This is a genomic window from Herbiconiux sp. UC225_62 (genome assembly GCF_042694625.1).
In the GTDB taxonomy this organism is placed as follows: Bacteria; Actinomycetota; Actinomycetes; order Actinomycetales; family Microbacteriaceae; genus Herbiconiux.
Genome location: NZ_CP170551.1, coordinates 1,877,128 through 1,902,861, shown reverse-complemented (window position 1 = coordinate 1,902,861; position 25,734 = coordinate 1,877,128). Strand labels below are relative to the sequence as shown.

General features: G+C 68.5%; 24 protein-coding genes and 1 pseudogene. 7 read left to right on the top strand and 18 right to left on the bottom strand.

The annotated features are described in order from the left end of the window. Window positions 1-271: 271 nt before the first annotated feature. Window positions 272-1,864: a cell wall-binding repeat-containing protein gene (locus tag ACFJGU_RS09150; RefSeq protein WP_382309646.1), complete on the bottom strand. Its 1,593-nt coding sequence runs from the start codon at window positions 1,862-1,864 to the stop codon at window positions 272-274. A 235-nt stretch (window positions 1,865-2,099) separates the two neighbouring features. Here ACFJGU_RS09150 and ACFJGU_RS09145 point away from each other — a divergent pair. Continuing rightward, window positions 2,100-2,324 (top strand): annotated as a pseudogene (locus tag ACFJGU_RS09145) (helix-turn-helix domain-containing protein); the annotation flags it as partial. A gap of 49 nt (window positions 2,325-2,373) precedes the next feature. On the opposite strand, the gene ACFJGU_RS09140 reads toward ACFJGU_RS09145, so the two are convergent. The 5 genes from ACFJGU_RS09140 to ACFJGU_RS09120 all read right to left on the bottom strand — a co-directional run bounded on the left by ACFJGU_RS09140 (window position 2,374) and on the right by ACFJGU_RS09120 (window position 7,260). Next, on the bottom strand, window positions 2,374-3,975 hold the full coding sequence (locus tag ACFJGU_RS09140) for a cell wall-binding repeat-containing protein (protein WP_382309644.1): 1,602 nt from the start codon (window positions 3,973-3,975) through the stop codon (window positions 2,374-2,376). A 239-nt stretch (window positions 3,976-4,214) separates the two neighbouring features. Next, the gene (locus tag ACFJGU_RS09135) at window positions 4,215-5,711 is read right to left on the bottom strand and encodes a catalase (protein WP_382309642.1); all 1,497 of its coding nucleotides are present in this window, start codon (window positions 5,709-5,711) and stop codon (window positions 4,215-4,217) included. An 89-nt stretch (window positions 5,712-5,800) separates the two neighbouring features. Beyond that, window positions 5,801-6,223, bottom strand: coding sequence for a Fur family transcriptional regulator (locus ACFJGU_RS09130; protein ID WP_382309641.1), 423 nt, complete (start codon window positions 6,221-6,223; stop codon window positions 5,801-5,803). 53 nt (window positions 6,224-6,276) lie between these two features. After that, on the bottom strand, window positions 6,277-6,813 hold the full coding sequence (locus ACFJGU_RS09125; protein WP_382309639.1) for a YdeI/OmpD-associated family protein: 537 nt from the start codon (window positions 6,811-6,813) through the stop codon (window positions 6,277-6,279). A 252-nt stretch (window positions 6,814-7,065) separates the two neighbouring features. Then, a complete protein-coding gene (locus tag ACFJGU_RS09120) occupies window positions 7,066-7,260 on the bottom strand; it encodes a hypothetical protein (RefSeq protein ID WP_382309637.1) in 195 nt (64 codons plus the stop codon). Between the two features lie 99 nt (window positions 7,261-7,359). Between ACFJGU_RS09120 and ACFJGU_RS09115 the strand changes: the two genes are divergently transcribed. Both ACFJGU_RS09115 and ACFJGU_RS09110 read left to right on the top strand, forming a co-directional pair. After that, the gene (locus tag ACFJGU_RS09115; protein WP_382309636.1) at window positions 7,360-8,976 is read left to right on the top strand and encodes an amidohydrolase; all 1,617 of its coding nucleotides are present in this window, start codon (window positions 7,360-7,362) and stop codon (window positions 8,974-8,976) included. Between the two features lie 37 nt (window positions 8,977-9,013). Then, window positions 9,014-9,457, top strand: a complete 444-nt coding sequence (locus tag ACFJGU_RS09110; RefSeq protein WP_382309634.1) for a MarR family winged helix-turn-helix transcriptional regulator — start codon at window positions 9,014-9,016, stop codon at window positions 9,455-9,457. Here ACFJGU_RS09110 and ACFJGU_RS09105 read toward each other — a convergent pair. Further along, a complete protein-coding gene (locus ACFJGU_RS09105; RefSeq protein WP_382309632.1) occupies window positions 9,444-10,439 on the bottom strand; it encodes a DMT family transporter in 996 nt (331 codons plus the stop codon). The two genes, ACFJGU_RS09110 and ACFJGU_RS09105, sit on opposite strands and share 14 nt — an antisense overlap. A 103-nt stretch (window positions 10,440-10,542) precedes the next feature. Here ACFJGU_RS09105 and ACFJGU_RS09100 point away from each other — a divergent pair, with 103 nt between their 5' ends. Then, entirely contained in the window at window positions 10,543-11,925 is a 1,383-nt protein-coding gene (locus ACFJGU_RS09100) for a cryptochrome/photolyase family protein (protein ID WP_382309630.1), read from the top strand. A 28-nt stretch (window positions 11,926-11,953) separates the two neighbouring features. Next, window positions 11,954-12,865 carry a DMT family transporter gene (locus ACFJGU_RS09095; RefSeq protein WP_382309628.1) on the top strand — a complete coding sequence of 304 codons (912 nt, stop codon included), beginning with the start codon at window positions 11,954-11,956 and terminating at the stop codon, window positions 12,863-12,865. 7 nt (window positions 12,866-12,872) lie between these two features. Here ACFJGU_RS09095 and ACFJGU_RS09090 read toward each other — a convergent pair whose 3' ends face one another. The 9 genes from ACFJGU_RS09090 to ACFJGU_RS09050 all read right to left on the bottom strand — a co-directional run bounded on the left by ACFJGU_RS09090 (window position 12,873) and on the right by ACFJGU_RS09050 (window position 22,641). Then, window positions 12,873-14,384 carry an FAD-dependent oxidoreductase gene (locus ACFJGU_RS09090; RefSeq protein ID WP_382309626.1) on the bottom strand — a complete coding sequence of 504 codons (1,512 nt, stop codon included), beginning with the start codon at window positions 14,382-14,384 and terminating at the stop codon, window positions 12,873-12,875. After that, complete coding sequence (locus ACFJGU_RS09085; RefSeq protein WP_382309624.1) at window positions 14,381-15,289, bottom strand: FAD:protein FMN transferase; 909 nt, start codon at window positions 15,287-15,289, stop codon at window positions 14,381-14,383. Before ACFJGU_RS09085 ends, ACFJGU_RS09090 begins: the two co-directional genes overlap by 4 nt. A gap of 4 nt (window positions 15,290-15,293) precedes the next feature. After that, the gene (locus tag ACFJGU_RS09080; protein WP_382309622.1) at window positions 15,294-15,791 is read right to left on the bottom strand and encodes a hypothetical protein; all 498 of its coding nucleotides are present in this window, start codon (window positions 15,789-15,791) and stop codon (window positions 15,294-15,296) included. 189 nt (window positions 15,792-15,980) lie between these two features. After that, window positions 15,981-17,042 (bottom strand): radical SAM protein, encoded by a 1,062-nt coding sequence (locus ACFJGU_RS09075; RefSeq protein ID WP_382309621.1) that lies wholly within the window; start codon window positions 17,040-17,042, stop codon window positions 15,981-15,983. A gap of 4 nt (window positions 17,043-17,046) precedes the next feature. Further along, window positions 17,047-17,715, bottom strand: coding sequence for a trimeric intracellular cation channel family protein (locus ACFJGU_RS09070; protein WP_382309619.1), 669 nt, complete (start codon window positions 17,713-17,715; stop codon window positions 17,047-17,049). An 80-nt stretch (window positions 17,716-17,795) separates the two neighbouring features. Continuing rightward, on the bottom strand, window positions 17,796-18,944 hold the full coding sequence (locus ACFJGU_RS09065; protein ID WP_382309618.1) for an ATP-binding protein: 1,149 nt from the start codon (window positions 18,942-18,944) through the stop codon (window positions 17,796-17,798). An 80-nt stretch (window positions 18,945-19,024) separates the two neighbouring features. Continuing rightward, the gene (locus tag ACFJGU_RS09060; protein WP_382309616.1) at window positions 19,025-19,477 is read right to left on the bottom strand and encodes a VOC family protein; all 453 of its coding nucleotides are present in this window, start codon (window positions 19,475-19,477) and stop codon (window positions 19,025-19,027) included. Between the two features lie 27 nt (window positions 19,478-19,504). Next, a complete protein-coding gene (locus ACFJGU_RS09055; RefSeq protein ID WP_382309614.1) occupies window positions 19,505-21,097 on the bottom strand; it encodes a carboxylesterase/lipase family protein in 1,593 nt (530 codons plus the stop codon). Between the two features lie 44 nt (window positions 21,098-21,141). Then, on the bottom strand, window positions 21,142-22,641 hold the full coding sequence (locus ACFJGU_RS09050; RefSeq protein WP_382309612.1) for an FAD-dependent oxidoreductase: 1,500 nt from the start codon (window positions 22,639-22,641) through the stop codon (window positions 21,142-21,144). Window positions 22,642-22,848: 207 nt separating this feature from the next. Here ACFJGU_RS09050 and ACFJGU_RS09045 point away from each other — a divergent pair, with 207 nt between their 5' ends. Together ACFJGU_RS09045 and ACFJGU_RS09040 are read left to right on the top strand one after the other, a co-directional pair. After that, window positions 22,849-23,046: a hypothetical protein gene (locus tag ACFJGU_RS09045; protein ID WP_374855571.1), complete on the top strand. Its 198-nt coding sequence runs from the start codon at window positions 22,849-22,851 to the stop codon at window positions 23,044-23,046. 133 nt (window positions 23,047-23,179) lie between these two features. Then, complete coding sequence (locus ACFJGU_RS09040) at window positions 23,180-24,037, top strand: hypothetical protein (RefSeq protein ID WP_382309611.1); 858 nt, start codon at window positions 23,180-23,182, stop codon at window positions 24,035-24,037. Between the two features lie 30 nt (window positions 24,038-24,067). Here ACFJGU_RS09040 and ACFJGU_RS09035 read toward each other — a convergent pair whose 3' ends face one another. Both ACFJGU_RS09035 and ACFJGU_RS09030 read right to left on the bottom strand, forming a co-directional pair. Next, the gene (locus tag ACFJGU_RS09035; RefSeq protein ID WP_382309609.1) at window positions 24,068-24,643 is read right to left on the bottom strand and encodes a GNAT family N-acetyltransferase; all 576 of its coding nucleotides are present in this window, start codon (window positions 24,641-24,643) and stop codon (window positions 24,068-24,070) included. Window positions 24,644-24,663: 20 nt separating this feature from the next. Then, on the bottom strand, window positions 24,664-25,647 hold the full coding sequence (locus tag ACFJGU_RS09030) for an SDR family NAD(P)-dependent oxidoreductase (RefSeq protein WP_382309607.1): 984 nt from the start codon (window positions 25,645-25,647) through the stop codon (window positions 24,664-24,666). Between the last annotated feature and the right edge of the window lie 87 nt (window positions 25,648-25,734).

Genomic DNA, 25,734 nt, shown 5'->3' with positions numbered 1-25,734 from the left:
TTCACATCGCCCCCGACAGCTCGACGGGCGTGGCAGCTGCGCCAACGGAAGCGCGTCCGCGGCCGTCGGGACTGCTTCCTAGCAGCTTGGGCGAACGGCCCGAACATCTTGTCCGCGAACGCTCGACTCACCTCGTAGCGATCAGCCGCCCTAATTCGCTCAATAGTCGCCGCAGGCACCGCTGTTTGCGCGTGAAAGAAGATGTCCGGCGGGGCAAGGCCCCACCGGACATCAAAGGACATCAGCGAAATTCAGTCGCCGATCCGGGTACTCATGGGGCGCACCCCACCAGGCGGGCTACGTCGTCGGTCAGGGAGTTAGGACCGCCGAGAAGCACCACATTCTTCGCTCCTAGGCGCGTGATGTCGTCGAGTACTGGAACCGGTACACAGTCCTGTGGAATCACGTACAGGGGAGAGCCTGTCGCACCGGCGAGCACTCCGCCCGCTAGCGCGTCAGGGTAGTTCAGACCGGTCGCCAAATAGACCGTGTCGGCCTTCGAGAACGCGGAGCGGTTGAGGTTGGAGGACGCTTCAAAACGATCGGCCCCTGCGGAGCGAACTACCGTGCCTCGCGCCGCTAGAGAGGCCTCAACCGCAGGCGAGACGGAATTCACACCACCGACGATCGTCAGGCTCGACGCCTTGTGGGCGGCAAAGAGCGCCAAAGTCGGCGCGTCAGCCGCCGATCCGCCGCCGTTGACCAACACCACCGGTTCGTGAGCGGTGCCGGCAGCAGCACCAGCGGAGAGCGCATCAGGAAAGTTGGACCCGGTCGCCACGTACGCGTGGGCGACGTCTCCGAAGGCGCGATCCGCGATCGCTCGGCTTACCTCGTAGCGATCGGCGCCCCCGATCCGCTCGACGCTCACACCGGGAATGAGTGTTGTGAGACGGTCGGATACGGCAGTCGAAATCGAGTTGACCCCGCCGACCACGATGATCTTCGCTGGGTTCAGTGCCACGATCTTCGCCAGGACGACGTCGGGCACACGGTCAGGAAGTGTCAGGAGCAACGGCCCACCGAGCTTAACAGCCGCCGGGCCGGCGCTCAACGCGTCGGGATAGTTGAGTCCCGAGGCTACGAACACTACTGGGGCAGTCGTCGGATACTGCGCGTCAGCGATCTTCACCGCCACTTCAAAACGGTCGGCGCCAAAGATCCGAGTCGTCTGCGATAACCCCACATCGATTGACACCGTTGCGCTGGGCGATTCGCAGGGCGTATTCGCGATAGAGGTGAGGCAGTACTTGAACGAATCTGTTCCTGCGAAACCAGCTGCAGGAGTGTAGATGACAGCCTCAGGAAGGCTCGATTTAGTCAACGTGCCATGTTTCGGCGCTTCGACCAATGCGCTCCACGTCAAGTGATCCGCGTTCACGTCGTTTGCCAATACGTCAGCTCTCTTTAACTGCAATGGCGTCATCGCGGCGACAGCGAAGTGGTCATCGACAGGTATACCGGCCAGCACAGTGATGGTCACAGTTGCCGTATTGGAAAGGCAGGCAAAACCATGCAGCGTCGCAAGGCAGTACTGCATCGAGTCTGCGCCCGCGAAGCCACGGTCAGGGGTGTAGATGAGCTTGTTGTCCGCTCTACCACCCGTGAGCTGGCCATGTTTTGGATAAGTAATCACTGTCCAGCTGAGGTCTTCTCCTCCCAGAGAATCGTTTGCCCGGATTTCTTCGATCAACGGAGCGCTCTGTGCAGTCGTGAACGCGTCATCAACAGCTACGGGAGGAACTGCTGCGCGGGCCGACGGGACCGACGCCAGGGAAGGCGCCGCAGTTAGTATCGCGCCGAGTGTGAGCGCGAGGAGCCAGCGCGCTGGGCGAGCGCTCCGACCTTGCGATGTTGTTTTCATAATGTGCCGTCCAAAAGATCAGCCTTCATTGCGGCCAGGGCCGCGGGTCATAGCGAGAATACCTCATCTGCTCCCGATATTCGATGAATTCTCACAAGTCTGCCGCGGATGCGCTGCACCTCGACGCTGCCTGTCGCGACGACAATCGTCCGCCTGCAATAACCGAGCATTAGCGAGGCGACGCGGGTACAGTTCCCTCTAGCAGATCAAGCCCCACCAGTACCTTGAGTAGCACGAGAGCCGTGCCATCGAGCGCGCCGAGTTGATCACCGTGCTGTCGAGCGGCGGCGACGAAGAGGTGCCGAACGAGCGCACCATCGACGTGCACGTGCGCCGCCTGCGCTCGAAGCTCGGCGACTACGAGGACATCGTGCGCACCGTCCGCGGCGTCGGCTACCGCTTCGACCGCCACGCCGACGTCTCCATCCGCCACACCTCCCCACCCTCCCTCGACCTCTTCTGCGCCGACGCCGTCCGGTTTGCGGCGCTTTTCGTGGTCGTCTTGTCGGCTAGGGGGTGCAGGCGTAGAGTTTCGCGACTTCGTCGGTGAGCGAGTTCGGCCCGCCGAGCAGCACCACTTTCTTCGCACCCAACCGCACGATGTCGTCGATCACGGCCTTCGGCACGCACGACTTGGGCACGACGTAGAGCGGTGACTTGGTCGAACCAGCCAGCACACTCCCCGCGAGAGCATCGGGGAAGTTCAAGCCAGTTGCCAGATAGACCGTGTCGGCTTTCGCGAACGCGGCATGGTTCAGGTTCGACGACGCCTCGAAGCGGTCCGCGCCACCGATCCGGGCAACGGGTCCGACCTTTTGCAGCGAGGTCTCGACGCCGGCGGAAACCGAGTTGATACCGCCCACGATCGTCAAGCTCGACGTCGCGTGAGCCGCGAACAGGGCAAGAGTTGGCGCGTCAGCGGTCTGCGCATCACCCCTGACCAGCACGACGGGCTCGCCGACGGTACCGGCAGCCGCACCCGCCGAAAGCGCGTCGGCGAACGTCGCGCCCGTCGTCACATCAGCGTGCGCGAACGGTCCGAACATCTTGTCAGCAATCGCGCGACTCACCTCGTAGCGGTCCGCTCCCCCGATACGCTCAACAGTCGCCCCGGGCACCAGAGTCTTGAGCTGCCCTGCAACCGCCTCCGACACCGAGTTCACCCCACCGACGATCACGATCCGCCCCGGCTTCAACGACGACACCTTCGCGGCCACATTGTCAGGAACCCGATCAGGCAACGTCAGCAGCAGCGCACCGCCCAGCTTCGCGGCAGCCGGCCCAGCGCTCAACGCGTCCGGGTAGTTGACCCCAGACGCAATGAACAACACGTGAGCGGTCGTCGGGAACATCCCATTGGCGATCTGAACCGCCACCTCGTACCGATCCGCCCCCGCAATCCGCGACGTCGCCGGTAACCCGACATTGATAAATACCGTCGCGTTGGGCGTTTCACAAGGAAGACCGGCGGCGTACGCGAGACAGTACTTGAACATATCCGTGCCAATGAATCCTGCAGTGGGCACGAACGTCATGTCCTTACCATCTGGCGAACTCAGAGTCCCGTTTCTTGGGCCCTCGATTCGCACGTTCCACGCAACGTGATTCGGGTCAGCGTTCGCGTCATTGGCTAGTGCGTCAGCCATCCTGATTGTCAAGGCTGTCGATACGCCTGTCTCGAAATGATCATCGGCGGGCACGGAAGCTAGCACGTTGATCGTGACCGTAGCCACATTTGAAACGCACGGCTCGCCTGCCAGATTGGGCGAGAGGCAGTATTGAAACGAGTCGGTGCCCGAGAATCCCGCGACGGGCGAATAGGTGAAGAAGCCTGGCTTCCCGGCCTGATACAGCGTTCCGTGCGCCGGGGACATCACCTTCCTCCAATTTTGGGCGTCACCGAGAGTGTCGTTCATCAGCACACTTTCAGAGTTCGATAGAGGGGCATCCATTGCGGTCGTGTAGGCGTCATCTACGGCCACGGGAGTTGCCGCTGCTTGCGCTGGCTGGGCAGGGGCGAGGGTTGGGACTGCCGCAAGGGCGGCGGCGAGGGTGAGGGCTAGGAGCCAACGCAGCGGGTGCCTGCGCCGAGATCGCGGGAGTGCATTCATGGTGGGCCATCCAGAAATGTCGAAAGTGGGTGCGGTGGGTCCGCAGGTCAAGACGAGAATAGCTCATTCAATGCGAGAAGGCGATGTTTGCTCAGTTTGGTCGAGCGTAGTCGGATCTGGCTCGGTGGGCTCCGCACAAGGGAGCGCCACCCAAGGCGTGCTCAGCTACCGAGCCGTAGCACGCTAAAGGCCCCGACCGCAGGGTGCGATCGGGGCCCTCGACGCGACGAGTCGCCGGGTTACTCGGCCAGGCCGGGCTGCGCGGCGGCGAGGGACGGCTCGGTTCCGGCCACGAGAACCGCACGCAGCTGGGCGCCGAGGGTCGCATCGACGTTCGTCCAGTACTGGATGGCGCGCTCGCGGATGCCGGAATCCTGGACGCCGCCGACCGCACCCGAGATGGTGGCGAGGAAGCGCGCCTTTTGCGACTCGTCGAACACCTCGCGGTAGAGGGTGCCCGCCTGGCCGAAGTCGTCGTCCTCGGCGTGCAGGGTGGCGGCGGAGCGCACGAGCGCGCCATCCGTCTCCCAGCTACCGGCGCCCGCGGCAGCCGGAGACGCCACCGGACCACCGAAGGAGTTCGGCGCGTAGACCGGTGCTGACGCGGGCTTGAAGCCGTGGCGAGCGGCGCCGTCCTGGGTGTAGCTGTGCACCGGGGCCGCATGAGGAGCGTTCACCGGAAGTTCGGCGTAGTTGGTGCCCACGCGGTAGCGCTGCGCGTCCGGGTAGCTGAAGACGCGCGCCATGAGCATCTTGTCGGGGCTGATGTCGATGCCCGGCACGGTGTTCGCGGGCGAGAACGCCGCCTGCTCGATCTGGGCGAAGAAGTTCTCCGGGTTGCGGTCGAGCGTGAGCGTGCCGACCTTGATCAGCGGGTAGTCGCCGTGCGGCCAGACCTTCGTGAGGTCGAAGGGGTTGAAGCGGTAGTCATGTGCGTCGTCGTAGGGCATGACCTGCACGTGCAGGTCCCACGACGGGAAGTCGCCGCGCTCGATCGCCTCGTAGAGATCGCGGCGGTAGTGGTCGGCGTCGGCGCCGGCGATGAGCTCGGCCTCGGTGCCCGGCATCTCGACGTTGCCCTGGTTGGAGCGGAAATGGTACTTCACCCAGAAGCGCTCGCCGTCGAGGTTCGTCCACTGGTAGGTGTGCGATCCGTAGCCCGGCATCTCGCGCCAGGAGCGCGGGAGTCCGCGGTCGCCCATCAGGTACGTGACCTGGTGCGCCGACTCCGGCGAGAGGGTCCAGAAGTCCCACTGCATGTCGGCGTCGCGCAGCCCCGATCCGGGAAGGCGCTTCTGCGAGTGGATGAAGTCGGGGAACTTGATGCCGTCGCGGATGAAGAAGACCGGGGTGTTGTTGCCGACGATGTCGTAGTTGCCCTCGGTCGTGTAGAACTTCACGGAGAAGCCGCGCACGTCGCGCCAGGTGTCAGGGCTGCCCTGCTCGCCGGCGACACTGGAGAACCGGATGAGGGTCTCGGTGGCGGCGCCGGGCTGGAACACCGCGGCGCGGGTGTACTGCGAGACATCCTCGGTCACCTCGAAACGGCCGAACGCTCCCCCGCCCTTGGCGTGCACGATGCGCTCCGGAATCCGTTCGCGGTTGAACTGCGCCAGCTTCTCCACCAGGTAGCGGTCGTGCAGCGCAGCGACGCCGTCGGCGCCCGTGGTGAGCGAGTGCGCGTCGCTGGCGACCGGCGTGCCGGTCGGAGTGGTGGTGGGAGGCGTTTCGGACATGGTTCTCCTTAAGTGAGGTGCCCAAGGGCACCGGATGGCGGATCGAACGAACAGGGCCGGCGACGCAATGAGCGGCCGGCGCGGCGGCCTCAGCCGGTGGCCGCCTGACAAGCGGGGCAGAGACCCCAGAAGGTGACCTCGGCGGTCTGGATGCGGTAGCCGGCATCCGACGACGGGGCGAGGCAGGGCGCAGCGCCGTGCACGCAATCGACGTCGGCCACGGCGCCGCAGTTCGTGCACACGACGTGGTGGTGGTTGTCGCCGATGCGCCGCTCGTATCGGGCGGGCGATCCGGCGGGCTCGATGCGGCGGAGGAGCCCCGCCTTCGACAAATCGGCCAGGATGTTGTGCATCGACTGGATCGACGTGTTCTCGAGCGTCGGAGCGATCGTGCGGAAGATCGTATCCGCATCGGCGTGGGGCATCGAACCGAGTGCGTCGAGCACGGCCACGCGCCCGGCGGTCACCCGGAGGCCCGCCTCGCGCAACTCGGCCTCGCGTGATTCGTGCATGGTTCGACCGTAGCAGTTATCGTGAATGATTCAAAACAAAGCACGCGGCCGGATCAGGACAGACCGAGGAGCTTGCCGTTCTTCGAGAGTTCCGGATCGGTGCAGGAGGCCAGATCGAAGCAGCACGGCCGCCGCATCCCTTTGCCGAGCTTCGACATGCTCACCTCGATGCGCCGGTCGCGGGTCTGCGGATTCTTCGTGGCGTTGACCCAGCGCACCCACTCCCACCGGGCCATCGGCGTGATGTCGCCCCAGGTCTCGTCGGCCGCGGGCGCCTCGGCGAGCGCCTGCTCGAATTCTGCCGGCACCTGCGGCTCGGGCCACGCGTCGCTGCGCTCGATCTCGACCGCGACGGTCTCACCTTCCGCGAGGGAGCTGTCCACGCCGAGCCAATGCCCCCGCATCCCGTCCGGCTCCAGCACCGCCTCGAACGGCTTCCCACTCATCTCGCCCCGCACGGCGACCTGACCACGCGACGGCAAGGCGGCGCTCGCCTCTGCGGGAAGACGCACGATCGAACGGTCGGCCAGCACCACCACGTCGGCGCTGAAACGGATGCGATCGGCGCCTTCTCGAGCCTTCTCTGCCATGCGGACCATGGTATCCGCCACCCCCGCCTGCCCCCCTTTCGAGGCACACAGCGAATTCCCAGAAAAATAACGTTTTGATAACTAGCGCTCCGTTACCGGACCGTTATATATTCATAGAGCGTTAGTTGTTTGCTGTGGCAAGTAACGCGGAATGTGATTGCAGGACACTCTTGGTGCAAGGGAGAGGGCCCGTCGTTAGCCTCTACGACGGGCCCTCGATCATTTAACGCGAAGCATTCAACGCGAAGCCGTTCAGTAGTCGGCCCGGGACTCCTTCACGATGTCGAGTTCGCTCTCGTCGGCGGCCCAATCGCGCAACGCCGACTCCAGCTGTCGACGGAGCCAATCCCCGCTGAGGGAGGTGCCCGAGAGCTGGGCCAGCTGCTTCGTCCGCTCGTCGGGCGTTCCCGTCAGGTCATCCGGCGTCGATATGGGTTCGCTGGTCATGGGAGTTCCTTCCGGGAGGTTTCAGGATCGGTTGAGTCCCGAGCGTAGGACCGAAAACAGCGCGACACCACCCCATTCGGCGCCCGCTACAGTTGCGCCATGAGCACGGAGATCCTCTTCCTCGGTACGGTCATCACCGTCGACGAGAGCCGACCTCGCGCTGAAGCCCTGCTCGTGCGCGGCGGCCGGATCGCCGCGGTCGGCGACGAGGCCGAGGTGCGCCGGCAGGCGACGACGGATGCGCGCGTCGTCGAGTTGGGTGAGCGGGCGCTTCTGCCCGGATTCGTGGAAGCGCACGGGCATCCCAGCGACACGGCCGTGGTGCTCAGCCGGTACATGATCGACATCCGTCCCGTGGTGCTCGCCACCGCCACCGAGGTCATGGCGGCGATCCACGACGGCATCGCCGCGCGCCCCGCCGGCGTCGTGTTCAACGGCTGGGACGGACTGCTCCAGACCGGCCTGAGTGATCCCACCCTCGCCCAGCTCGACGAGTGGAGTGGCGAGACACCCGTCGTCATCCTGCACAACTCCGGTCATGTCGTGTTCTTCAACTCCGCTGCAGCACGCCGCTCGGGCATCACCCGCGAGACTCCCGACCCTGTCGGCTCGCACTGGGAGAAGGATGCCGCCGGAGATCTCACCGGTAAGGGCTTCGAAGTGGGTACGGTACTCGCCCTGCTCGGCAGCACCCTCGCCGATGCGCAGCACGACCTACCCGCCCTGCTCTCTGACTACCTCACCACGCTCAACGCCGTCGGCATCACGACCGTGAGCGACATGAGCTGGGATGCCGCGAAGCGCCCCGCCCTCGACGCGGCCCGCACGAACGGTGGACTCCGTGCGCGCCTTCGGCTCTACGAGATGTCAGGGCCGGACGTCGTCGCATCCGTCGCTCCGCAGAACGGCGACGAGCTGGTGCGGCAGGTGGGTGTCAAGACCTGGGCCGACGGGTCGCCGTGGGTGGGCAACATCCTCCTCTCCTTCCCCTACCTCGACACCCCGGCCACCCGCTCGATCGGCGTGGAACCGGGGTCGCACGGCTCCGCGAACTACACCCGCGAGCAGCTCGACGAGGTGGTGGAGCGCTACTTCCCCGACGGCTGGCAGCTCGCCTGCCACGTGCACGGCGACCTCGCGGTCGACCGCGTGCTCGACTGCTGGGAGGCGCCGCTGCAGAGGCATCCGCGAACGGACCACCGGCTGCGCATGGAGCACGTCGGGGCCATGACGCCAGCCCAGTTCGAGCGAGCGGCCGCACTCGGGGTGACCGCGAGCATCCTGATCGACCACGTCTACTACTGGGGCGAGGTGCTCGTCGACGACCTCTTCGGGCCCGAGCACGGCGGTCCGTGGGCGAACGCACGGGCGGCGCTCGATGCGGGGCTGAAGATCTCCTTCCACAACGATGGCACGGTGACGCCTGCGGAGCCGCTCCGGAACATGGCAGTGGCCATGACACGCACCACGCGATCGGGCCGTCACCTCGAAGGCGCCGCCGGGGTGACCCTCGACGAGGCGATCCGGGCCGAGACCCTGGATGCCGCCTGGCAGCTGTTCTCGGAGCACGAGGTGGGAAGCCTCGAGGTGGGCAAGTTCGCCGACCTCGTGGTGCTCTCGGCCGATCCGTACACGGTCGCCCCGGACGCGCTGCCGGGGATCGACGTGGTCGAGACCTACCTCGCGGGCGAGCGGGTGTACGGCGTGTCACAATGAATTCCACGATCTGAGTCCACGAGCGTCAGGAGCGGGAATGGCACCGGAAGTCTCCCCCGTCGCCGCCTGGGAATCGCTGTTCCGCGCCCAAGTCACGGTGATGCGCCAGCTCGCGAGCGAGTTCCCCACCGACATCGTGTCGCTCAACGAGTACGACGTGATGTTCAACCTCTTCATCCAGCCCCGCAAAGTGCTGCGCATCCGCGATCTCGGCGAGAAGGTGCTGCTGACGCAGCCGAGCATCAGCCGGCTGGTCGACCGGCTGGTGGCCCGCGGCATCCTGGAGAAGAACGACGACCCGAGCGACGGCCGCGGCACCCTCGTGGGACTGACCGAGCACGGGGTGCAGGTGTACCGGCAGGCGGCGGTCATCCACGCCGAGTCGATCAGTGCGCACATGAGCGGGCACCTCTCCCCCGCCGAACTCGACGAACTGGCCCGGCTCTGCGACAAGCTGCGCGAAGGCGTCAGCGCGAAGTAGCTGCCGTCGTTCCCGACTCCTTCGCCGGTCGGAACGCCTGCAGGTTCGCGAGAGCCACGCCGCCGAGCACGATCACGCCGCCCACCACCTGGGACACGGTGAACGGCTGTCCGAGCAGCAGAGTGAGCGCCGCCGTGAACACGGTGATGAGGTTGAGGAACACGCCGGCCCGAGCCGGTGGGATGACGCCGAGCGCCCGGTTCCAGAGCAGGTAGGACAGCACCGAGGGGAACACCACGATGAACGCCAGCGCCCCCCACACGCTCGGCGTCGGCGGGATCGCGGGCCCGCCGGCGAGGAGCGTGATCGGCGCGAGCACGACCACCGCGATCACGACCTGCACGGCGGTCGAGGTGATGGGCGGGATGCGCGGGCCGCGCCGGCCGAGGATCGTGTAGGCGGTCCAGGCCACGATCGCCCCCACCATGAAGACGTCGCCGATCCCGAACCCGCCGTCGAAGAAGCCGTCGAACGAACCGCGGGAGAGCACGATCAGCACGCCGACGAGCGCCAAGACGATGCCAATGACGGCCGTGGCCGAGAGCCTCTCGCGGAGGAACAGCACCGCCGCGACGCTGATGAGCGCCGGGTTGAACGCGTTGATCAGCGACGCGTTGAACGCATCCGTGAACTGGAGAGCGGTGTAGAGGAGCAGGGTGTACGCGACGACGCCGGTCGCGCTGAGAGCGATGAGCCACGGCCAGGCGCGGAGCACGTCGCGCCACCTCGGGCGCTCGATGAGGTGCGCGAGCACGAGCAACGGGATGGCCGCGAAAGCCCACCGCAGGAAGACCAGGCTGAGCGGATCGAGCGACTCCACCGCGGCCGCGCCCACCACGTAGTTGCCGGCCCAGAACAGCGTGGCCGCGAGCAGCGACAGTGTGGCGACGATGACGGGTTTGCGGCTCATGCCCCGCCCCCGCTGCTCGTCACCCGCATCCGCCCACGATACCCGCCACCGCGCCCCCGCCAGATCCGTCACGTCCGGCCCTTCCCACGAGAATGTGGGGCCGAAAGCGACGGATCTGGAGTTGGCGGCGGGGTGCGCTCGCGGCGAAACCGTGGGGGCGGGGTTGAATGAGAGTATGAGCGACACGGGTACCACCATCGTCTGGTTCCGCGACGACCTGCGGGTGCGCGACAATCCAGCGCTGCACGCCGCGGTGCTGCGGGGCGACCCGATCGTGTGCCTGTACGTGCTCGACGACGAGAGCACCGGCATCAGGCCGCTCGGCGGCGCTTCGCGCTGGTGGCTGCACGGCAGCCTGACCGCGCTGGCGGCCGAACTGCGCGAGATCGGGCTGCCCCTGACCCTGCGGCGCGGGCCGGCCGAAGCCGTGGTCCGCGGACTGGTGGAACAGACGGATGCGTCGGCCGTGTTCTGGAACCGTCGCTACGGCGAGGCGGAGCGGGCGGTGGATGCCGCGCTCAAGTCGTCCTTGCGCGACGACGGTCTCACGGTCGACAGCTTCCAGGGCTCGGTGCTGTTCGAGCCGTGGACCGTGCTCACCGGGCAGGGGGGGTACTACAAGGTGTTTACGCCGTTCTGGCGGTCGGTGACCTCGGGGTCGCCCCCGCGGCATCCGTTGCCCGCTCCGGCCTCCGGCGCAGACGCCGAACCGCTCCACCACCGCCGCCTCGATTCGGACGAACTCGACAGCTGGGGCCTCCTGCCCACCCGCCCCGACTGGGCCGCCGGGCTCCGCGAGCGATGGGAACCGGGGTCGGCCGGGGCGCACTCCCGCCTGCGATCCTTCCTTCGCCACGGTGTCGGCGATTACGTCGACGAGCAGGACTTCCCGGCCGAAGACGCGACATCGGGCCTCTCACCCCACTTGCGCTTCGGCGAGATCAGCCCGTTCGAGGTGTGGCACGCGGTGGAGCAGCACCGGGCCCGCGTCCCGGGCGACGCGGGTGGCGCATCCGCGTTCCTCCGCCAGCTGGTGTGGCGCGAGTTCGCCTACCATCTGCTCTTCCACCTGCCCTCGATCACGAGCGAGAACATGCGGCCCGAGTTCGACCGCTTCCCGTGGGAGAAGCCGTCGCGCCCCGAGCTCGAGCGCTGGCAACAGGGCCGCACCGGCATCCCGCTCGTCGATGCAGGCATGCGCGAACTGTGGGAGACCGGCGTGATGCACAACCGGGTGCGGATGGTGGTGGCGTCCCTCCTGGTGAAGAACCTGCGGGTCGACTGGCGGGTGGGTGAGGCCTGGTTCTGGGACACGCTGGTCGATGCCGATCCCGCGTCCAATGCGCTGAACTGGCAGTGGGTCGCCGGGTCGGGACCGGATGCCGCGCCCTACTTCCGCGTGTTCAACCCCGAGTTGCAGGCGTCGAAGTTCGACAAGCACGGCGCCTACGTGCAGCGCTACGTACCCGAGGTGGGCACCGACGCCTACCCCGAGCCCATGGTCGACCTCGCCGAGTCGCGGCGCGCGGCCCTCGACGCCTACGCCACCATCCGCTGAGGCCGCGCGGAGGGAGCAGAATAGGGGGATGACTCGACGCGGCCTCTTTCTCTTCGCCGCGTTGGGCATCGCCTGGGGCATCCCGTACCTGTTCATCAAGGTCGCGGTCGGTGAGCTCGAACCAGGGATGGTGGTGCTCGCCCGCGCGGGTCTGGCCGCGATCCTGCTACTACCGCTCGCGTTCTTCCGGCGCGAGGTGGGTCAGGTGCTGCGGCGGTGGAAGCCGCTCCTCGCCTACACGATCGCCGAGATCATCCTGCCGTGGTACTTCCTCAGCTCGGCCGAGCAGCGCATCCCGAGCTCGACGGCAGGCCTCCTCCTGGCCACCGTGCCGCTGGCCGGGGTCGCGGTGGCGTTCGTGCTGGGGCGGCCGGAGAGGCTCTCGCTGCTGAACTGGCTGGGACTGGGCGCCGGGATGCTGGGTGTCGGCATCCTGGTCGGGTTCGACCTCGCGGGCTCCGACCTCATCGGCGTGGCCGAGATGGCGGTCGTGGTGGTCGGTTACGCGGTGGGCCCCGCGATCCTGGCCCGCTGGATGGCCGATCTTCCGGGCGTCGGCGTGGTGTCGCTCTCGCTCGCCATCACCGCCGTGGTCTACATCCCCTTCGTGCTCCTCACCGGCGCCTGGCCGTCGACCTGGCCCTCGGGATCGGTCATCGGCGCGATCATCGTGCTCGCCGTGGTGTGCAGCGCGCTCGCCTTCCTGCTGATGCTGGCGCTGGTGGGCGAGATCGGGCCGGTGAAGGCCACCACGATCACGTACGTGAATCCGGCCGTCGCGATCATCGCCGGCGCCCTCGTGCTCCGCGAACGGGTCACGGTGTGGACCATCGTGGGCTTCGCTGTGGTCCTCGCCGGCTCCTACCTCGTGACGCTGAAGCGCCGCACACGCGGGCCCATCGCGGCCGAGGGGCCCGAGCAGGCCGCGGCGGCGGAGTGATCGCGGCTCAGTAGCCCGCGAAGGCGTCGCGGTGCAGCGCGCGCACCCCCGCGCGACGGAACTCGTGCGCCACGTGGTCGACGAACCCGGGCGGGCCCGACACGTAGGCGCGACGGCCGTGGAGGTCGGGGATCGCCGCCCCCAGGGTCTCGGCGGTGACTCGGCCCGGCCCGAGGTACTCCCAGCCCGGGGGCAGATCGTCGGGCGCATCCGGAGCACTGACCAGCACGCGGATGCCGGCCGCCACCAGCTCGTCGGCATAGGCCAGTTCCTCCGCCGACGACACCGAGTACACCAGCACCACGTCGACCGGCCTGCCCACGCCCCGCGCCCGTTCGGCGAGCTGGCTGATGAACGGGGTGATGCCGATGCCGCCGGCGGCGAAGACGAGCGGGACGCCCGGATCGGTCGGCAGCAGGAAGTCGCCTCCCACCCACGTCGAGCGCACGGTCGTCCCGGGCTCCAGCGTGGCGAGCGTGCGCTTGAACGAACTCGACGGCTGGGCGAGTTTCACGCCGACGCTGAGACGCGTCGCGTCGTCGGCGGGCGAGGTGATGCTGAACATCCGTCGCGAACCGCGGCTGTCGACCCCGCGGTGCGGCAATGTCAGCTCGAGGTACTGACCGGGGCGGAACCGTACCGGCTTCAGCGGCTCGAAGTCGAAGGCCGCGCTCGTGGGCGTGAGGTCGCGGCTGCCGAGGAAGCGCAGCCGGATGCCGCGGCGCTGCCCGAAGGCGAAGGCCACCACGTTGCCCACCACGAGTGCGATTTCGGGCGAGGAATACACCGGCCCGAACTGGTAGGGGATCGAGAACACCACCGCCACGATCGCAGCGACGAGCAACTGCTGCCGACGCCGCGGGGGGAGGGTCAGCGGCTCGCTCAACATGAATCCGGCGAGGAAGACGATCGGGAACGACCCGAGCGCGAGACCGAGCGAGTCGAGCACCGGCTGACCGAGCACGACGAGCCGCACGGTGACGATCGCGGTGGCGATCACCACGAAGGTCAGCCCCATGGCGAGCTTGCGGGTGCGGTAGAGCACGATCAGCGCCCCGACGGCGACGAAGGGCAGCAGCACCGGGTTGGCCACCCACCATCCGGAGAGGTTGAGGGTGGTGACGGTCATCACCACCGCAGCCGCGGCCACCGGGTTGAGGATGTGCCGGCCACGGATGGCGAGCAGGTACTTCGACGCGGACGCCACGACACCGCTCAGCGCGAGCAGGAGCAGTCCCGAGGGCGCATCCGTCGGCAGGAACACCATGAAGACGAGGAGTCCGGTGATGACGGACGACTCGAGGTGCGCGCGCGTGCGGAAGAGCAGCGCGAAGATCCAGCCGGAGAGTCCGGTCGCCACCAGCGCGACCACGAGACTCAGGAGGAGCTGGAGCGGAGTGTAGAACAGCTGGCCGAGGGCGCTTGCCACCAGCGCGATCGCGGCGATCGCGCCGAGCACGACGATCATCAGCCGGTACATCGTCACGCGGCCGAGCAGGGTGTCGAGACGGGATTTCATGTGAACAGTTCCCCTCGGAAGTCGCGCGATCGCTCGGCGCGGCCGTCGGCGTACAAGCGTACATAGCTGAAGTGGAATGTCTCGGCCAGGCGGTGTGCGCCCGTGAAGAAGAGAGCGGTCGCGAGGCCGTCGGCGAGAGCCGTGTCGGCGGCCACCACCCAGGTGGCGATGACCTCCCGGGCCGGGTTACCCGTCCTGCCGTCGAGTATGTGATGCAGATCGTCGCCCCAGCTCCGCCGGTTGCTCGCCGACGCGCAGAGCGACTCGTTCCGCACCTCGGCCACGCCGATGGCCTGCCCGGCGACGAGCGGATGCTCGAGGCCCACCCGGATCGGGTGCGGCCCGGCGTGCACCAGGTCGCCGCTCGCATCCACCACGAAGTGGTCGACCCCGTGCGCGCGCAACACCCCCGCCACGAGGTCGACCAGGTAGCCTTTGCCCGCCGCGCCGACGTCGATCACCAGCGGCCGCTCGGTGGTCACGACGGTGCCGTCGCGAACGACATCGGTGCTCCACGAGGGGCGGGCAGCGACATCCGTCAACCCGGCCGCCGCTCGTTCGAGGTCGGAGGCCGGGTGCAGGCTGTACTCGCGGTCGTAACCCAGCAGTTCGAGATCGCGCCCGACGAGCGGATCGACCGCTCCGCCGGTGGCGGCAGCCAGGCGGTCGTAGAGGTCGAACAGCTCGATCGCGTCATCCGGGAAGGCGTAGCGGCCGGGTCGCTCGGCGAGGGCGGCGACGAGGGAGTCGGAGCGGAAGCGCGAGTAGGTGGCGTCGAAGGTCTCGACGCGGTCGAGAACGGCCTGGCGCGCGGCCGCGTCGAGCGGGGCGGGCGTCTCGATCTGCCAGTGTGTGCCGATCGCCTCGAAGTCGAAGAGCGCCGGAGCGAACACAGGGCCGGTCATGGCATCAGGACGCGTCGGCCTTGATGGCCTCGATCGCCTCGTTGAAGCCGCCGCTGGTGAGGCTCGAGCCGGCCACGCGCGAGACGTCGATCTCGTCGATGTCCTTGCCCACGACCACCGCGGCGATGCCGTCGGCGAACTGGGTCTGGTACTGGATGGCGGTCGGGTTGGTGGCCTCGGGGGTCACGGTGACGGCCGTGATGACGTCGCCGGCGAGCGTGACCGAGACGTCGACCTCTTCCTTGCCGTTCGGCGAGATGTAGTTGCCCTTGGCGTCGTAGGTGCCGTCGGCGTAGGTGGAGCTGCCCGATGACGTTCCCGCATCCGCCGTGCTGCCGGCCGAGGAGCTCGCCGACGGGGTCGAGGCAGCGGAGGTGCTCGGCGCGACCGTCTCGGCGTCGGCCGACGACGCGTTCGTGTCGGTGGCGCATCCGGCCAGCGCGGCGGAGAGGGAGAGACCCGTCATCGAGACGAGTGCGAGCTTCTTCTGGCGGATGTTCATGAGATCTCCCTGTCGTGTGGCGGTTCGTCAGCGACGGTGGCGACTGATTCGAACGTATCGATCGAGGCTGGCAGGTCTCTATGAGCCCTCGATGCGTTCTCTTTGAGGCGGGGACTCCAGAGGGCGCCCGTCGGCCTCATCTATGACTCAACGGATGCACACCCCGTTTCGTTCAAAAGTCCCTTTCGCTCAGAACAAGGTGGGTGCGGGCGGCTCGTTCGAAGGCGCGGAGCGCTTGCCGTTGAGGGCGAACTTGTCTTCGACGCCGGCGTCGGGCAGAGGGAGCCCGTACCGCTGCAGCAAGGGGATCATCTGGTCGTCGAGCCAGGTCAGATAACGCGGGTCGGCATTCGATCCGGCTGAGTAGATGCGCTGGTAGTCGGGCACCAGCTCGGGATGCGCCCGGCCCAGCCAGGCGAAGAAGCCGGGACGCACGCGGCTCGACAGGTAGAGCGCGGTGTAGAGCACCGAGGTGGCACCGGCCTCGGCGACGGAGCGCACCATCCGGTCGAGCTGCTCAGGCCGGTCGCTGAGGAGGGGCAGGATCGGGGAGATGAACACCGTGCACTCCAGTCCGGCGGCGCGGAGTTCGCTCACGGTGGCGAGCCGTGCGGCCGTCGACGGGGTGCCGGGCTCGAGCGACCGCTGCAGCTCCTCGTCGACGAGCGAGATCGACAGGCCGGGTTCGACGTGCGCCCGGCGATCCGCTTCGGCGAGCAGGGGGATGTCGCGGCGGATGAGCGTGCCCTTGGTGAGCACGGAGAGCGGCACGCCGCTCTCACCCAGGGCGGTGATGATCCCCGGCATCAGACGGTAGCGCCCCTCCGCGCGCTGATAGGGATCGGTGCTGGTGCCGAGAGCGACGCGCGAGGGAAGAGCGCGCTTCTTCTTCAGCTCGGCTCGCAGCACGTCGACGACGTTGGTCTTCACGATGATCTGCGTCTCGAAGTCGCCCAGGATGTCGAGACCGAGATGATCGTGCGTCGGGCGGGCGTAGCAGTAGGCGCAGGCGTGGGTGCAGCCTCGGTAGGGATTGATCGTCCACTCGTCGGGCAGCATCCGGGCATCGGCCGGAACATGATTGAGAGCCGTCTTCGCGAGCACCTCGTGAAAGGTCACACCCTGGAACTCCGGCGACCGCACGCTCTGCACGAGATTGCTCACCCGGGCCAGCCCCGGTAGGGTTCCGGCCGCCACGGCGTCGATCCTCTGGCCGGCCCACCGTAGGCGCGTGGCCTCGCTGTCGGTCATTCGGTCACTCGGCCTTCTGCCGGCGCAATCGACGCAGGGTGCTGATGGTGCGCTGCTCCGGCAGGCTCCAACCGAAACGCACCGCCAGCACACGGATGAGGGTCGTCACGATCACGCAGCCGATGCCCGCCACCGTGATGTTCGCCCCGGTGGCCACCGCTGCCACGAGGAAGACGGCGCCGGCCGCAGCAGCCACGGCGTAGAGCGATCCGACGTGCATCACGCCGATCGGCATGCCGAGCAGGATGTCGCGCAGCATCCCGCCGCCCACCGCCGCCACGATGCCCACGAACACGGCGGGCACGACCGGCAACCCGACGGAGAGGGCCTTGCTCGCCCCGATGGCGCAGAACAGCCCGAGGCTCACGGCGTCGAGGATGGTGATGGCGACGTTCAGGCGGGAGAACAGGCGCTCGAGCAGCATGCCGAGGAGCGCGGCGACGATGGCGACCGGGATGTACCAGTTCGACTCGAGCGCGGCCGGCACCTGGTTGAGCAGCAGGTCGCGGATGACACCGCCGCCGAACCCCGTGACCACGCCGATGAGGCCGACGCCGAGCAGATCGAGCCTCTTGTCTTTGAACTGGGCCGCGAACATGGCGCCCTGCACGCTGCCCAGCGCGGTGGCGCCGAGGTCGAGCCACAGGGGTATCTCGAACTGTTCGGCGACCATCCCCCAGTCATATCACGCACCACCGACCCCGCCGCCGCTCGCCCGGCTGGGCGGGAGCCTCGAAGCCGAGGGCCCGACATTCAGTCTTCGAGATCGCGGATGAACGCCGCAAATCCTGGAATGGTGAATTCAACAGTCCCGCGCGAGGCGGCCTGGATGAAACCCTTGTCGATCAGTCGCGCTCGCGGCACCCCGAGGCTCTCCGCACTCACTCTCATCCGGAGCGCGACGTCGGCACGTCTCGCGGGACCGTCCCCGATGTCGGCCATCGCCGACATGAAGCGCTGCTCCTGCGCGGTGGCGTTCGCCCAGCGCCCGCGGAAGAGGGCATCGAGATCCGCTTGCATCTCGGCGTGGCCCATCCGCACATGATCCTCGCCGATCGTCGCTCCGGGGTCCGGACGTTCGGCGGCGAGCCATGCTGCATCAGCGATGAGCTGCACGATGTACGGGTACCCGTCCGCGACGTCGAGCGCGGAGGCGAGCGCCTTCGGATCCCACCGTACGCCGAGCCGGAGGGAGGGCTCCATGATCGCGATCTCTCCGGCCTCGGTCGAGAGCGGGCGCAGCGGCCTGTAGGCGATCCGCTCCGAAAAGGTCACTGCGGAGGCGATGACATCGGGACTGTTCGGCAATCCCGCGGCGAAAACGGCCGCGGGCACGTCGATCCCTTCCGCCTGCAGATGCTGCCATGCGTAGGCGAGCGTCCGTATGCCGGCCGCATCGGCCGCCTGGATCTCGTCGATCAAGATCACGAGTGCCGCTGCGTCATCCGCCGTCGCTACCAATCGGATGACGTCTTCGAGCTCGCGGGCGCTTGAAGGAGTCGACGTCGCGTCAGGTTCAAAGGCAGCGTCGACGCGGGCGATGCCCGGAATCCCGACGCTCAGGGTGAGCGCCTGCAGCGACTCACGGAGCCCCGACCGGGCACCTGATCGCCACGACGCGGTAGCGCGCCTGATCCCGTCGGCGAGCTGGGCGACAAGGCCGCCTTCTTCGCCGGCGGTCACCCACACGGTTATCGCACCGCGAGCTTCGGCGCGCCTCTGATAGTGGCGGAGCAGCGACGTCTTCCCGTACCCGCGAGGCCCGTGATCGACCCGTATCCGGCCGACAAGGCGCTGCAGATCGACGAGGTAGGAGAGGCGCTCGTCGAATTCGGCGATCTGGAGTCCACGGCCGGGAACGTCCCTCGCCAGATCGCCCGGCGTGTAAGGGCTGGGTTGCACGCGCACCTCATTGACTGTTTGTTACTGAATGGATGAACAGTAACAGACAGTATCCGCGGGCCCCCTACCGGCCATGAGCACTAGGCGGGGCCGGCGACGCCCACGAGGGTGCCCTCGGGGTCGGTGAAGTGGCCGATGAGGAGTCGGCCATTGGGGTTGGCGACAGGACCGAGCACGCGGGTGCCGCCGAGGCGCTCGACCTCCCGGAGGGCGGCCTCGACATCGGGCACGCCCACGTAGAAGATCGCGTGCGGCGACAGGCCGGGCCCACCGCCGACGCCTCCGGGGATGCCGACCGGGCGCGGCGTATCCGTGTCGTCACCGGCCTCGCCGCCGTCGTCATCGCCCGACCCCGCCGGCGCCGCGACGGGCGCATCGATGAAGCCGTACTGCCCCGCGTCGGAGATCTCGGGCGCCACGGGCGAGGAGGTGTCGAAGGTCCACCCGAACACGGCGGCGTAGAACGCCCGCAACGCCGGCGCATCCGCACCGATGATCTCGAAGTGCACGACGGGGTTCGGCTGCGCGTTCATGCGGCAGACACTACGCGAAAGCCCGTCTCAGCGGAACGACACCACCTCGGTGCCCCAGGCCTCGCGGATCTCGGCGTCGGGGTCGTCGACGATCTGGTCGTCGCGGTCGATGATGAGCGTGCGGCGCCCCGCCTCCTCGTACTGCGGCCATTCCAGCGGTGCGTCGGGCGCGTCGGGTGAGCGACCGTGGGCGAAGGCCAGCCACCGCGCCTGCATCCGGGCGGACACACGCAACGCCTCGGGCCGCCCGCCCAGGCCGAACACGATGTCTTTGCCTCGGGGCGCGAAGGAGCCGAAGACGTAGGCGAGCTCGGCCGCGTGCGTGGCGCCGATGCCGGTGACGCGGAGCAGCGGCGTGGCGTGGTCGAAGCGGTACATCCAGGTGGGCGCGAAGCGGCTGTGCGCCTCGGCGAGCCAGATCGACGGCATCCGGAATCCGGCGTCGCGCGACACCTCGGCCGGGGTGCGGCGGCGCGGGTAGGCCGGGTAGGCGCCCGTGATGCGCGCACCGGCGCCCTCGAATTCGGGGCGGTCGGCGGCGATCTCGGAGAACATCCGCTCCACCGATTCCGTGGTGATCGGCAGCAGCGGCGAGCGCATCAGCTTGAAGAACGACGATTCGTCGTGGTTCGTGCCGATGACGAGCGGGATGCGCGGGGCGCGACCCTCGCTGAACACCGTGAGCGGCGCATCCGGGAGCACGTCGTCTCCGTGCACCGGCGCCATGGCGAGCGTTCCGGGCACCCCGCCGGAGACCTCGTGGATGAGTTCGGCGCCCGCGTCGACCAGGTCGAGCGGATCGAGCTCGCGCAACCGCTGGGCGTGCTCGGGCTCGATCCCCACGATCTCGAGGAACCGCCGGGCCACCGAGGCCGCCCGCGGCTGCCCGTAGACCGAGGTGACCGGCGCGCTCTGGGCGATCGCCCGATGGAACAACCCCTCGGCGAGCGGTGAGGCCATCAGGGCGATGACGGATGCGCCTCCCGCCGATTCGCCGAACAGGGTGACGTTGCCGGGGTCGCCGCCGAAGCGCGCGATGTTGTCGCGCACCCACTCGAGCGCGAAGATCTGGTCGCGGAGGCCGACGTTGGAGTCGAACCCGTGGCCGAATCCGGACTCGCCCGAGGTCGCGGAGAGGCTCGAGAAGTCGACGAAACCGAGCACGCCGAGCCGGTAGTTGACGCTCACCACGACGACGTCGCCGTTCTCGACGAGGTGCCGGGCGTCGTAGTAGCGCTGGCCGGTGGAGCCCTGGAAGTAGCCGCCGCCATGGATCCAGACCATGACGGGACGGGCATCGGGCGCGATCTCCCCGTTCGCTCCGGGGCGCGCCCCTCGGGGGGCCCACACGTTCAGGCTCAGGCAGTCCTCGCTGATCGGGATGCTCGGATCGACGTCCATCGACTTCAGCACCTTCTGCGGCGCCATCGGCCCGTAGCGCGTCGCATCACGCAATTCGGGCCAGGGCGCGGGAGCGATGGGGCGCCGGAACCGCCGGTCGCCGATCGGCGCCGCTGCGAACGGGATGCCCTTCCAGCTGAGCACACCGCCCTCACGGGCACCGCGCACCGCTCCGGCCGTGGTCTGACGGATCAGCGATTCCTGCCCGACGAGCGTCATACGCCAGATGGTAGTCCGGTCGGCTGACATCCCGCTCTTCGTGGTCAGGTGCCGGCGATCCGCGGGGGTCGGGTGCGCCGGGGAAGCCGCTCGAGATCGGTGAGGGCCGGACCCTCGAGGCGTGTGCCGTCGGCCGCGAAGCGCGAGGCATGCAGGGGGCAGTCCCACGAACGCTCGGCGTCGTTCCAGTGCAGTACGCCGCCGAGGTGGGTGCACACGGCGCTGACCGCGCAGGTGGTGCCGTCGACGGTCGAGATGCCGACCGGGCGCCCCTTGGCATTGGCCACCACACCCTCACCTTCGGCGGGCCGGGCGATCGGCGTCGGCTCGCCCTCGGCGCCCAGCCAGCCGGAGAGCGCCGCCGCACCCACGTCGAGCCCGGCTCGAGCGCCGCGCACGAGGTCGGCCGGTCGCGTGGCACGACTGCCGAGCACCTGATGCCAGTGCCGCCGCTCGCGCCACGGGTCGCCGAAGATCTCCGCGCAGATCCGGATGCCCGCGGCCACCGCGTTCGTCATGCCCCACTTCGCGTAGCCGGTGGCGAGATAGATGCGCCCGCGCCCTCGAGGCAGGGCGCCGACGAAGGGGATGAGGTTGTGCGACTCGTAGTCCTGGGCCGACCAGGCGTGCGTCAGGCGTGCTCCGGGGAAGAAGGTCTGCCCCCAGTCGCGCAGGTCGTCGACGAGTTCGGCCTCGGATTCCGCACCCGGCCGCCCGACCTCGTGGCCGTTGCCACCGAGCACCAGCAGATCGTATCCGTCGCGCGGCGCCGTGCGCACCGAGCGGGAGTGCGAGGAGTCGCCGATCGAGAGGAACATGCCCTCGGGGAAGTCTCCGGGCCCGGCGTCGGGGAGCTCCAGCGCCATCCCGTAGGAGCGCTGGCCGTGGGTCTTGGCGAAGTAGAGGCCCCGGTCGAGGATCGGGGTCGCGGTGGCGAGCACGACGTTGCCGCCGCGCACCTCCCCCGCCGAGGTGGTGACGAGAGCGGGCGAACTCGCGCGCACCCCGGTGACGCGCACGCGGGTGTGGATGGTGCCGCCGGCGGCGATCAGCTCGCGGGCCAGGGCGTCGAGCGCGTCCATCGGGTCGAACTGGGCCTGTTCATCGAGCGCCACCCCGAACGCGAAGGGGAACGGCACGTCCACGTCCTCCACGAGGGACACCGGCAGCCCCGCCTCGCGCGCGGCACGGTACTCGGCCTCCACGTCGGCGGCACCGGAGCGGTGCTGGGCGTAGCTGTAGGCCGTGCGCCGCTGCACCGGCGCGCCGGCCCGTTCGCAGAAGTCGAGCAGCCACTCCTGCCCGTCGCGGTTCGAGTCGACGTAGGCCTGCACGATGCGCCGCGAATGGTGCGCTCGGATCGTGGACAGCCTGCTCCCCTGCAGCAACGAGATCTTGCCCGTGGTGTTGCCGGTGGCGACCGCGCCGATCTCCCGGGCCTCGAGCACCACCACGCGGCGACCGGCCTCGGCGAGCATCAGCGCGGTCGACAACCCCGTGATGCCGGCTCCGACGATGACGTCGTCGTATTCTTCGTCGGCCATGAACGGATGGGTGGGGATCGGCTGACGTCCATCGAGCCACAACGACTGCATTTCTCCAGTACACACCGGCGACCGGCCCACGGACCCCGCGCACGGGAAGCTCTGTGGTTTCGCGCATGGGTCGACAGCGGAGTCTCCGGGTGCCTACGGTGGGAATTGCGGATCGGCGCGACTCCGCACCACCCTCAGCACGAAATGGGAGCAGTGATGTCCGACCTGAACGAACGGATCGACGAGCCTGACGAGACGAAAGAGTTCTCGCTCTCCGACCAGGAGCTCGAAGACGTCGATCTCGACGACACCGACGAACTCGACGAGGTCGAAGACGTCGAGGCCGACTCGGTCGACCCGATCTTCGACGACGACGAGGAAGTGCTCAACGACAACCTCGGCTACGAGGAGTAGCGAGGGGGCCCGGGCCGGGCGACCGCTGACGGCGGAGGGAGCGGACGAGCTGCTCCGCCGGATCGATGCGGACGCCCGGCTCGCCCGGCAGCTCGACGCGCTGCTGCCGCCGGGATGCGACGTCCGGTCGCTGTTGGAGCAGCGCCGCGACGGGATGCTGGGCACTCCGGCGGAGCGCGAGCGCCTGCGCGAGTTGGAGCACGCCGTCTACCGGCCGGGCGCCTCCGTCGACGCCGAGACCGAGCTGGAGGCCTCGTTGTCACGCCTCCACCGGCGCCACGAGGCACTCGACCGTGCCGTCGAGGAGAGCGGGGTGCTCGCCTCAGGGGCCGCCGGGTCGAGCGCTCGCCCGGGGGTGACGGACCCGTCGTCGGGTCCCGAGCCGGCGCCGGCGCCGTTGCCGGCCGTCGACCGCTCAGAGCGACCCTGGTGGACGCGGTCGCGCATCCTGATCGCCGCGGTGGGCGTCGTCGCGATCGTCGCCGTCGCGGTCAGCGTGGTGCAGGCATCCGTTCCGCGCTCCTCACTGGAGGTGTTCGCGCAGGCCGCCGAACCGGCGGATGAAGGGCGATCGGACTTCGTCAACCAGGTGCTGCTGCAGGGTGTGATGGGAGCGGGCCCCGTGCGCTACCTCGGGGAGCAGCACGGCGTGCGGGTGTTCGGGGCGCTGGTCGGCGACACCTTCCACAATCCCGCCGATCCGCAGGAGGGGATCTGTCTCACCGGCTTCCTGGGGAGTGACCGGCTCGACTCCTCCACCACGAAATGTGCCTTGCGGGCCGACTTCGACCGGCTCGGGGTGGCGTTGTTCTTCACCGAGTCGACCTCCGGGGAGTTGGAGTCGAGTTCCACCGCCGAGGCCACCCGTGCGGTGGTCTGGGGTCCCACCGGGGGCCTCCGTGAGGTCACCGGCGAGGAGCTCGACCGCCTGGTGGCGGCGGGCTGCGCCTCGAACCTGAGCTTCCGCGCTCGCGAGGACTGCGTCGGCTGAACGTGCTCTCCTGCGTGCGGTCGGCCGGTCTCACCGCAGGTCGAGGCGCATGAGCACGCGTGGGAAGCCGTTCAGCACGGAGTCGGTGTCGGCCGCTTTCGTGAATCCGGCCTTCTCGAACAGCGCGCGGGTGCCGACGTAGGCCATCGTGAGGTCGACCTTCGCGCCGCGGTTGTCGACCGGGTAGCCCTCGACGGCGGGCGCGCCGTTCTCCCGAGCGAACTCGATCGCGCCCTCGAGCAGATGGTGCGAGATACCGGTGCCGCGATGGCCGGGTCGCACGCGGACGCACCAGATCGACCACACCTGGAGGTCGTCGACGTGCGGGATCTTGCGGTTGCCCGCGAAGCTCGTGTCGGCCCGCGGATGCACGGCCGCCCAGCCGACCACCTTCCCGTCGGCGTCGTAGGCGAGCACGCCGGGCGGTGGCTTCTCGCGCAGCAACTCCTTCACGCGGTCGCCCCGGTCGGTGCCGCGCAATGCCTGGTTCTCCTTGGACGGGATGCGGTAGCTGAGGCACCAGCACACCGTCGCATCCGGTCGTTTCGGGCCGACCATCGTGGCCACGTCGGCGAAGGACGTCGCCGGGCGCACCTCGATGGTCATGCCGCTACGATGCCATCGCGTCAGTCCCGTGGCAACGGTGCGGTGGCGAGGAGCTCCTGCGTGAGCTCCCAGAGCCGGGCAGCGTCGGCCGGGTCGCGCGCGTAGTCGGCGACACCCCTTCTCCGCCCTTCGGCATGCGGCCCGGCTTCCTGGGCGTCTTCGAAATAGCGGCCGGTGACGCCCTCGACGAGCGGCGATGCGGCGAGAAGCACGGATGTCGCCGCGCCCTGCGGGATGTCCTTCTCCGAGACGCCGTGACTGGAGGCCGCTTCGAACGCGGCAGGCGGGTTCGACATGTGGCGGGAGAGGCCCGTGCTCCAGATGCGTCCCGGATTCAGGGCGTTGACGTCGATGCCGTCGGACGCCCAGCGCCGCGCGGCCTCGACGGCGAACAGCACGTTCGCGGTCTTCGACTGGCTGTAGGCCTGCCACGCGTCATAGGGATCATGCTCGAAGTTCACGTCGTGCCAGCGGATGCCGCCGTTCACGTGCCCGACGGAGCTCACCACCACGACGCGGGAGTGTCGCTCGGGCGCCGAGCCGATCGCCAGCGCGTCGTGCAGACCGAGGGTGAGGGCGACGTGGCCGAGGTGGTTCGTGGCGAACTGCATCTCCCAGCCCTCGGCGGTGCGGCGTTCCGGGATGGCCATGACGCCGGCGTTGTCGACCAGGATGTGCAGCGGCCCGCGCCACGCGGCGACGAAGGCGGCGATCGACGCGCGGTCGGCGAGGTCGAGGGGCGCGACAGTGACGGTGCCGGTGGTCGTGTCGGCGACCTTATTCGCGTTCGTGATCTCCGCTGCCACGCGCTCCCCGTCGGAGACGGTGCGCACCGCGAGGGTGACGTCGGCTCCGGCCTGGGCGAGGACGCGGGCCGTCTCGGCGCCGATGCCGGATGAGGCGCCCGTGACGATCGCGCGGCGCCCGGAGAGGTCGACTCCGGCGGCGACCTCGGCGGCGGTCGAGGTGGCCCCGAAGGGCGTGGTGATGAGGTCTGCGGTCATGGGAGGTCCTTCTTTCGGGGGAAGTCGCATCCGCTGTAGGGTAAATCGGAGCCGACTCCGGTTAATTGTAAGCGGAGCCGACTCCGG

Coding starts and splice junctions, on each gene's coding strand:
- ACFJGU_RS09150 (WP_382309646.1), bottom strand. CDS start 1,864: ATGAAAACAACATCGCAAGGTCGGAGCGCTCGCCCAGCGCGCTGGCTC.
- ACFJGU_RS09140 (WP_382309644.1), bottom strand. CDS start 3,975: ATGAATGCACTCCCGCGATCTCGGCGCAGGCACCCGCTGCGTTGGCTC.
- ACFJGU_RS09135 (WP_382309642.1), bottom strand. CDS start 5,711: ATGTCCGAAACGCCTCCCACCACCACTCCGACCGGCACGCCGGTCGCC.
- ACFJGU_RS09130 (WP_382309641.1), bottom strand. CDS start 6,223: ATGCACGAATCACGCGAGGCCGAGTTGCGCGAGGCGGGCCTCCGGGTG.
- ACFJGU_RS09125 (WP_382309639.1), bottom strand. CDS start 6,813: ATGGCAGAGAAGGCTCGAGAAGGCGCCGATCGCATCCGTTTCAGCGCC.
- ACFJGU_RS09120 (WP_382309637.1), bottom strand. CDS start 7,260: ATGACCAGCGAACCCATATCGACGCCGGATGACCTGACGGGAACGCCC.
- ACFJGU_RS09115 (WP_382309636.1), top strand. CDS start 7,360: ATGAGCACGGAGATCCTCTTCCTCGGTACGGTCATCACCGTCGACGAG.
- ACFJGU_RS09110 (WP_382309634.1), top strand. CDS start 9,014: ATGGCACCGGAAGTCTCCCCCGTCGCCGCCTGGGAATCGCTGTTCCGC.
- ACFJGU_RS09100 (WP_382309630.1), top strand. CDS start 10,543: ATGAGCGACACGGGTACCACCATCGTCTGGTTCCGCGACGACCTGCGG.
- ACFJGU_RS09095 (WP_382309628.1), top strand. CDS start 11,954: ATGACTCGACGCGGCCTCTTTCTCTTCGCCGCGTTGGGCATCGCCTGG.
- ACFJGU_RS09090 (WP_382309626.1), bottom strand. CDS start 14,384: ATGAAATCCCGTCTCGACACCCTGCTCGGCCGCGTGACGATGTACCGG.
- ACFJGU_RS09085 (WP_382309624.1), bottom strand. CDS start 15,289: ATGACCGGCCCTGTGTTCGCTCCGGCGCTCTTCGACTTCGAGGCGATC.
- ACFJGU_RS09080 (WP_382309622.1), bottom strand. CDS start 15,791: ATGAACATCCGCCAGAAGAAGCTCGCACTCGTCTCGATGACGGGTCTC.
- ACFJGU_RS09075 (WP_382309621.1), bottom strand. CDS start 17,042: ATGACCGACAGCGAGGCCACGCGCCTACGGTGGGCCGGCCAGAGGATC.
- ACFJGU_RS09070 (WP_382309619.1), bottom strand. CDS start 17,715: ATGGTCGCCGAACAGTTCGAGATACCCCTGTGGCTCGACCTCGGCGCC.
- ACFJGU_RS09060 (WP_382309616.1), bottom strand. CDS start 19,477: ATGAACGCGCAGCCGAACCCCGTCGTGCACTTCGAGATCATCGGTGCG.
- ACFJGU_RS09055 (WP_382309614.1), bottom strand. CDS start 21,097: ATGACGCTCGTCGGGCAGGAATCGCTGATCCGTCAGACCACGGCCGGA.
- ACFJGU_RS09050 (WP_382309612.1), bottom strand. CDS start 22,641: ATGGCCGACGAAGAATACGACGACGTCATCGTCGGAGCCGGCATCACG.
- ACFJGU_RS09045 (WP_374855571.1), top strand. CDS start 22,849: ATGTCCGACCTGAACGAACGGATCGACGAGCCTGACGAGACGAAAGAG.
- ACFJGU_RS09035 (WP_382309609.1), bottom strand. CDS start 24,643: ATGACCATCGAGGTGCGCCCGGCGACGTCCTTCGCCGACGTGGCCACG.
- ACFJGU_RS09030 (WP_382309607.1), bottom strand. CDS start 25,647: ATGACCGCAGACCTCATCACCACGCCCTTCGGGGCCACCTCGACCGCC.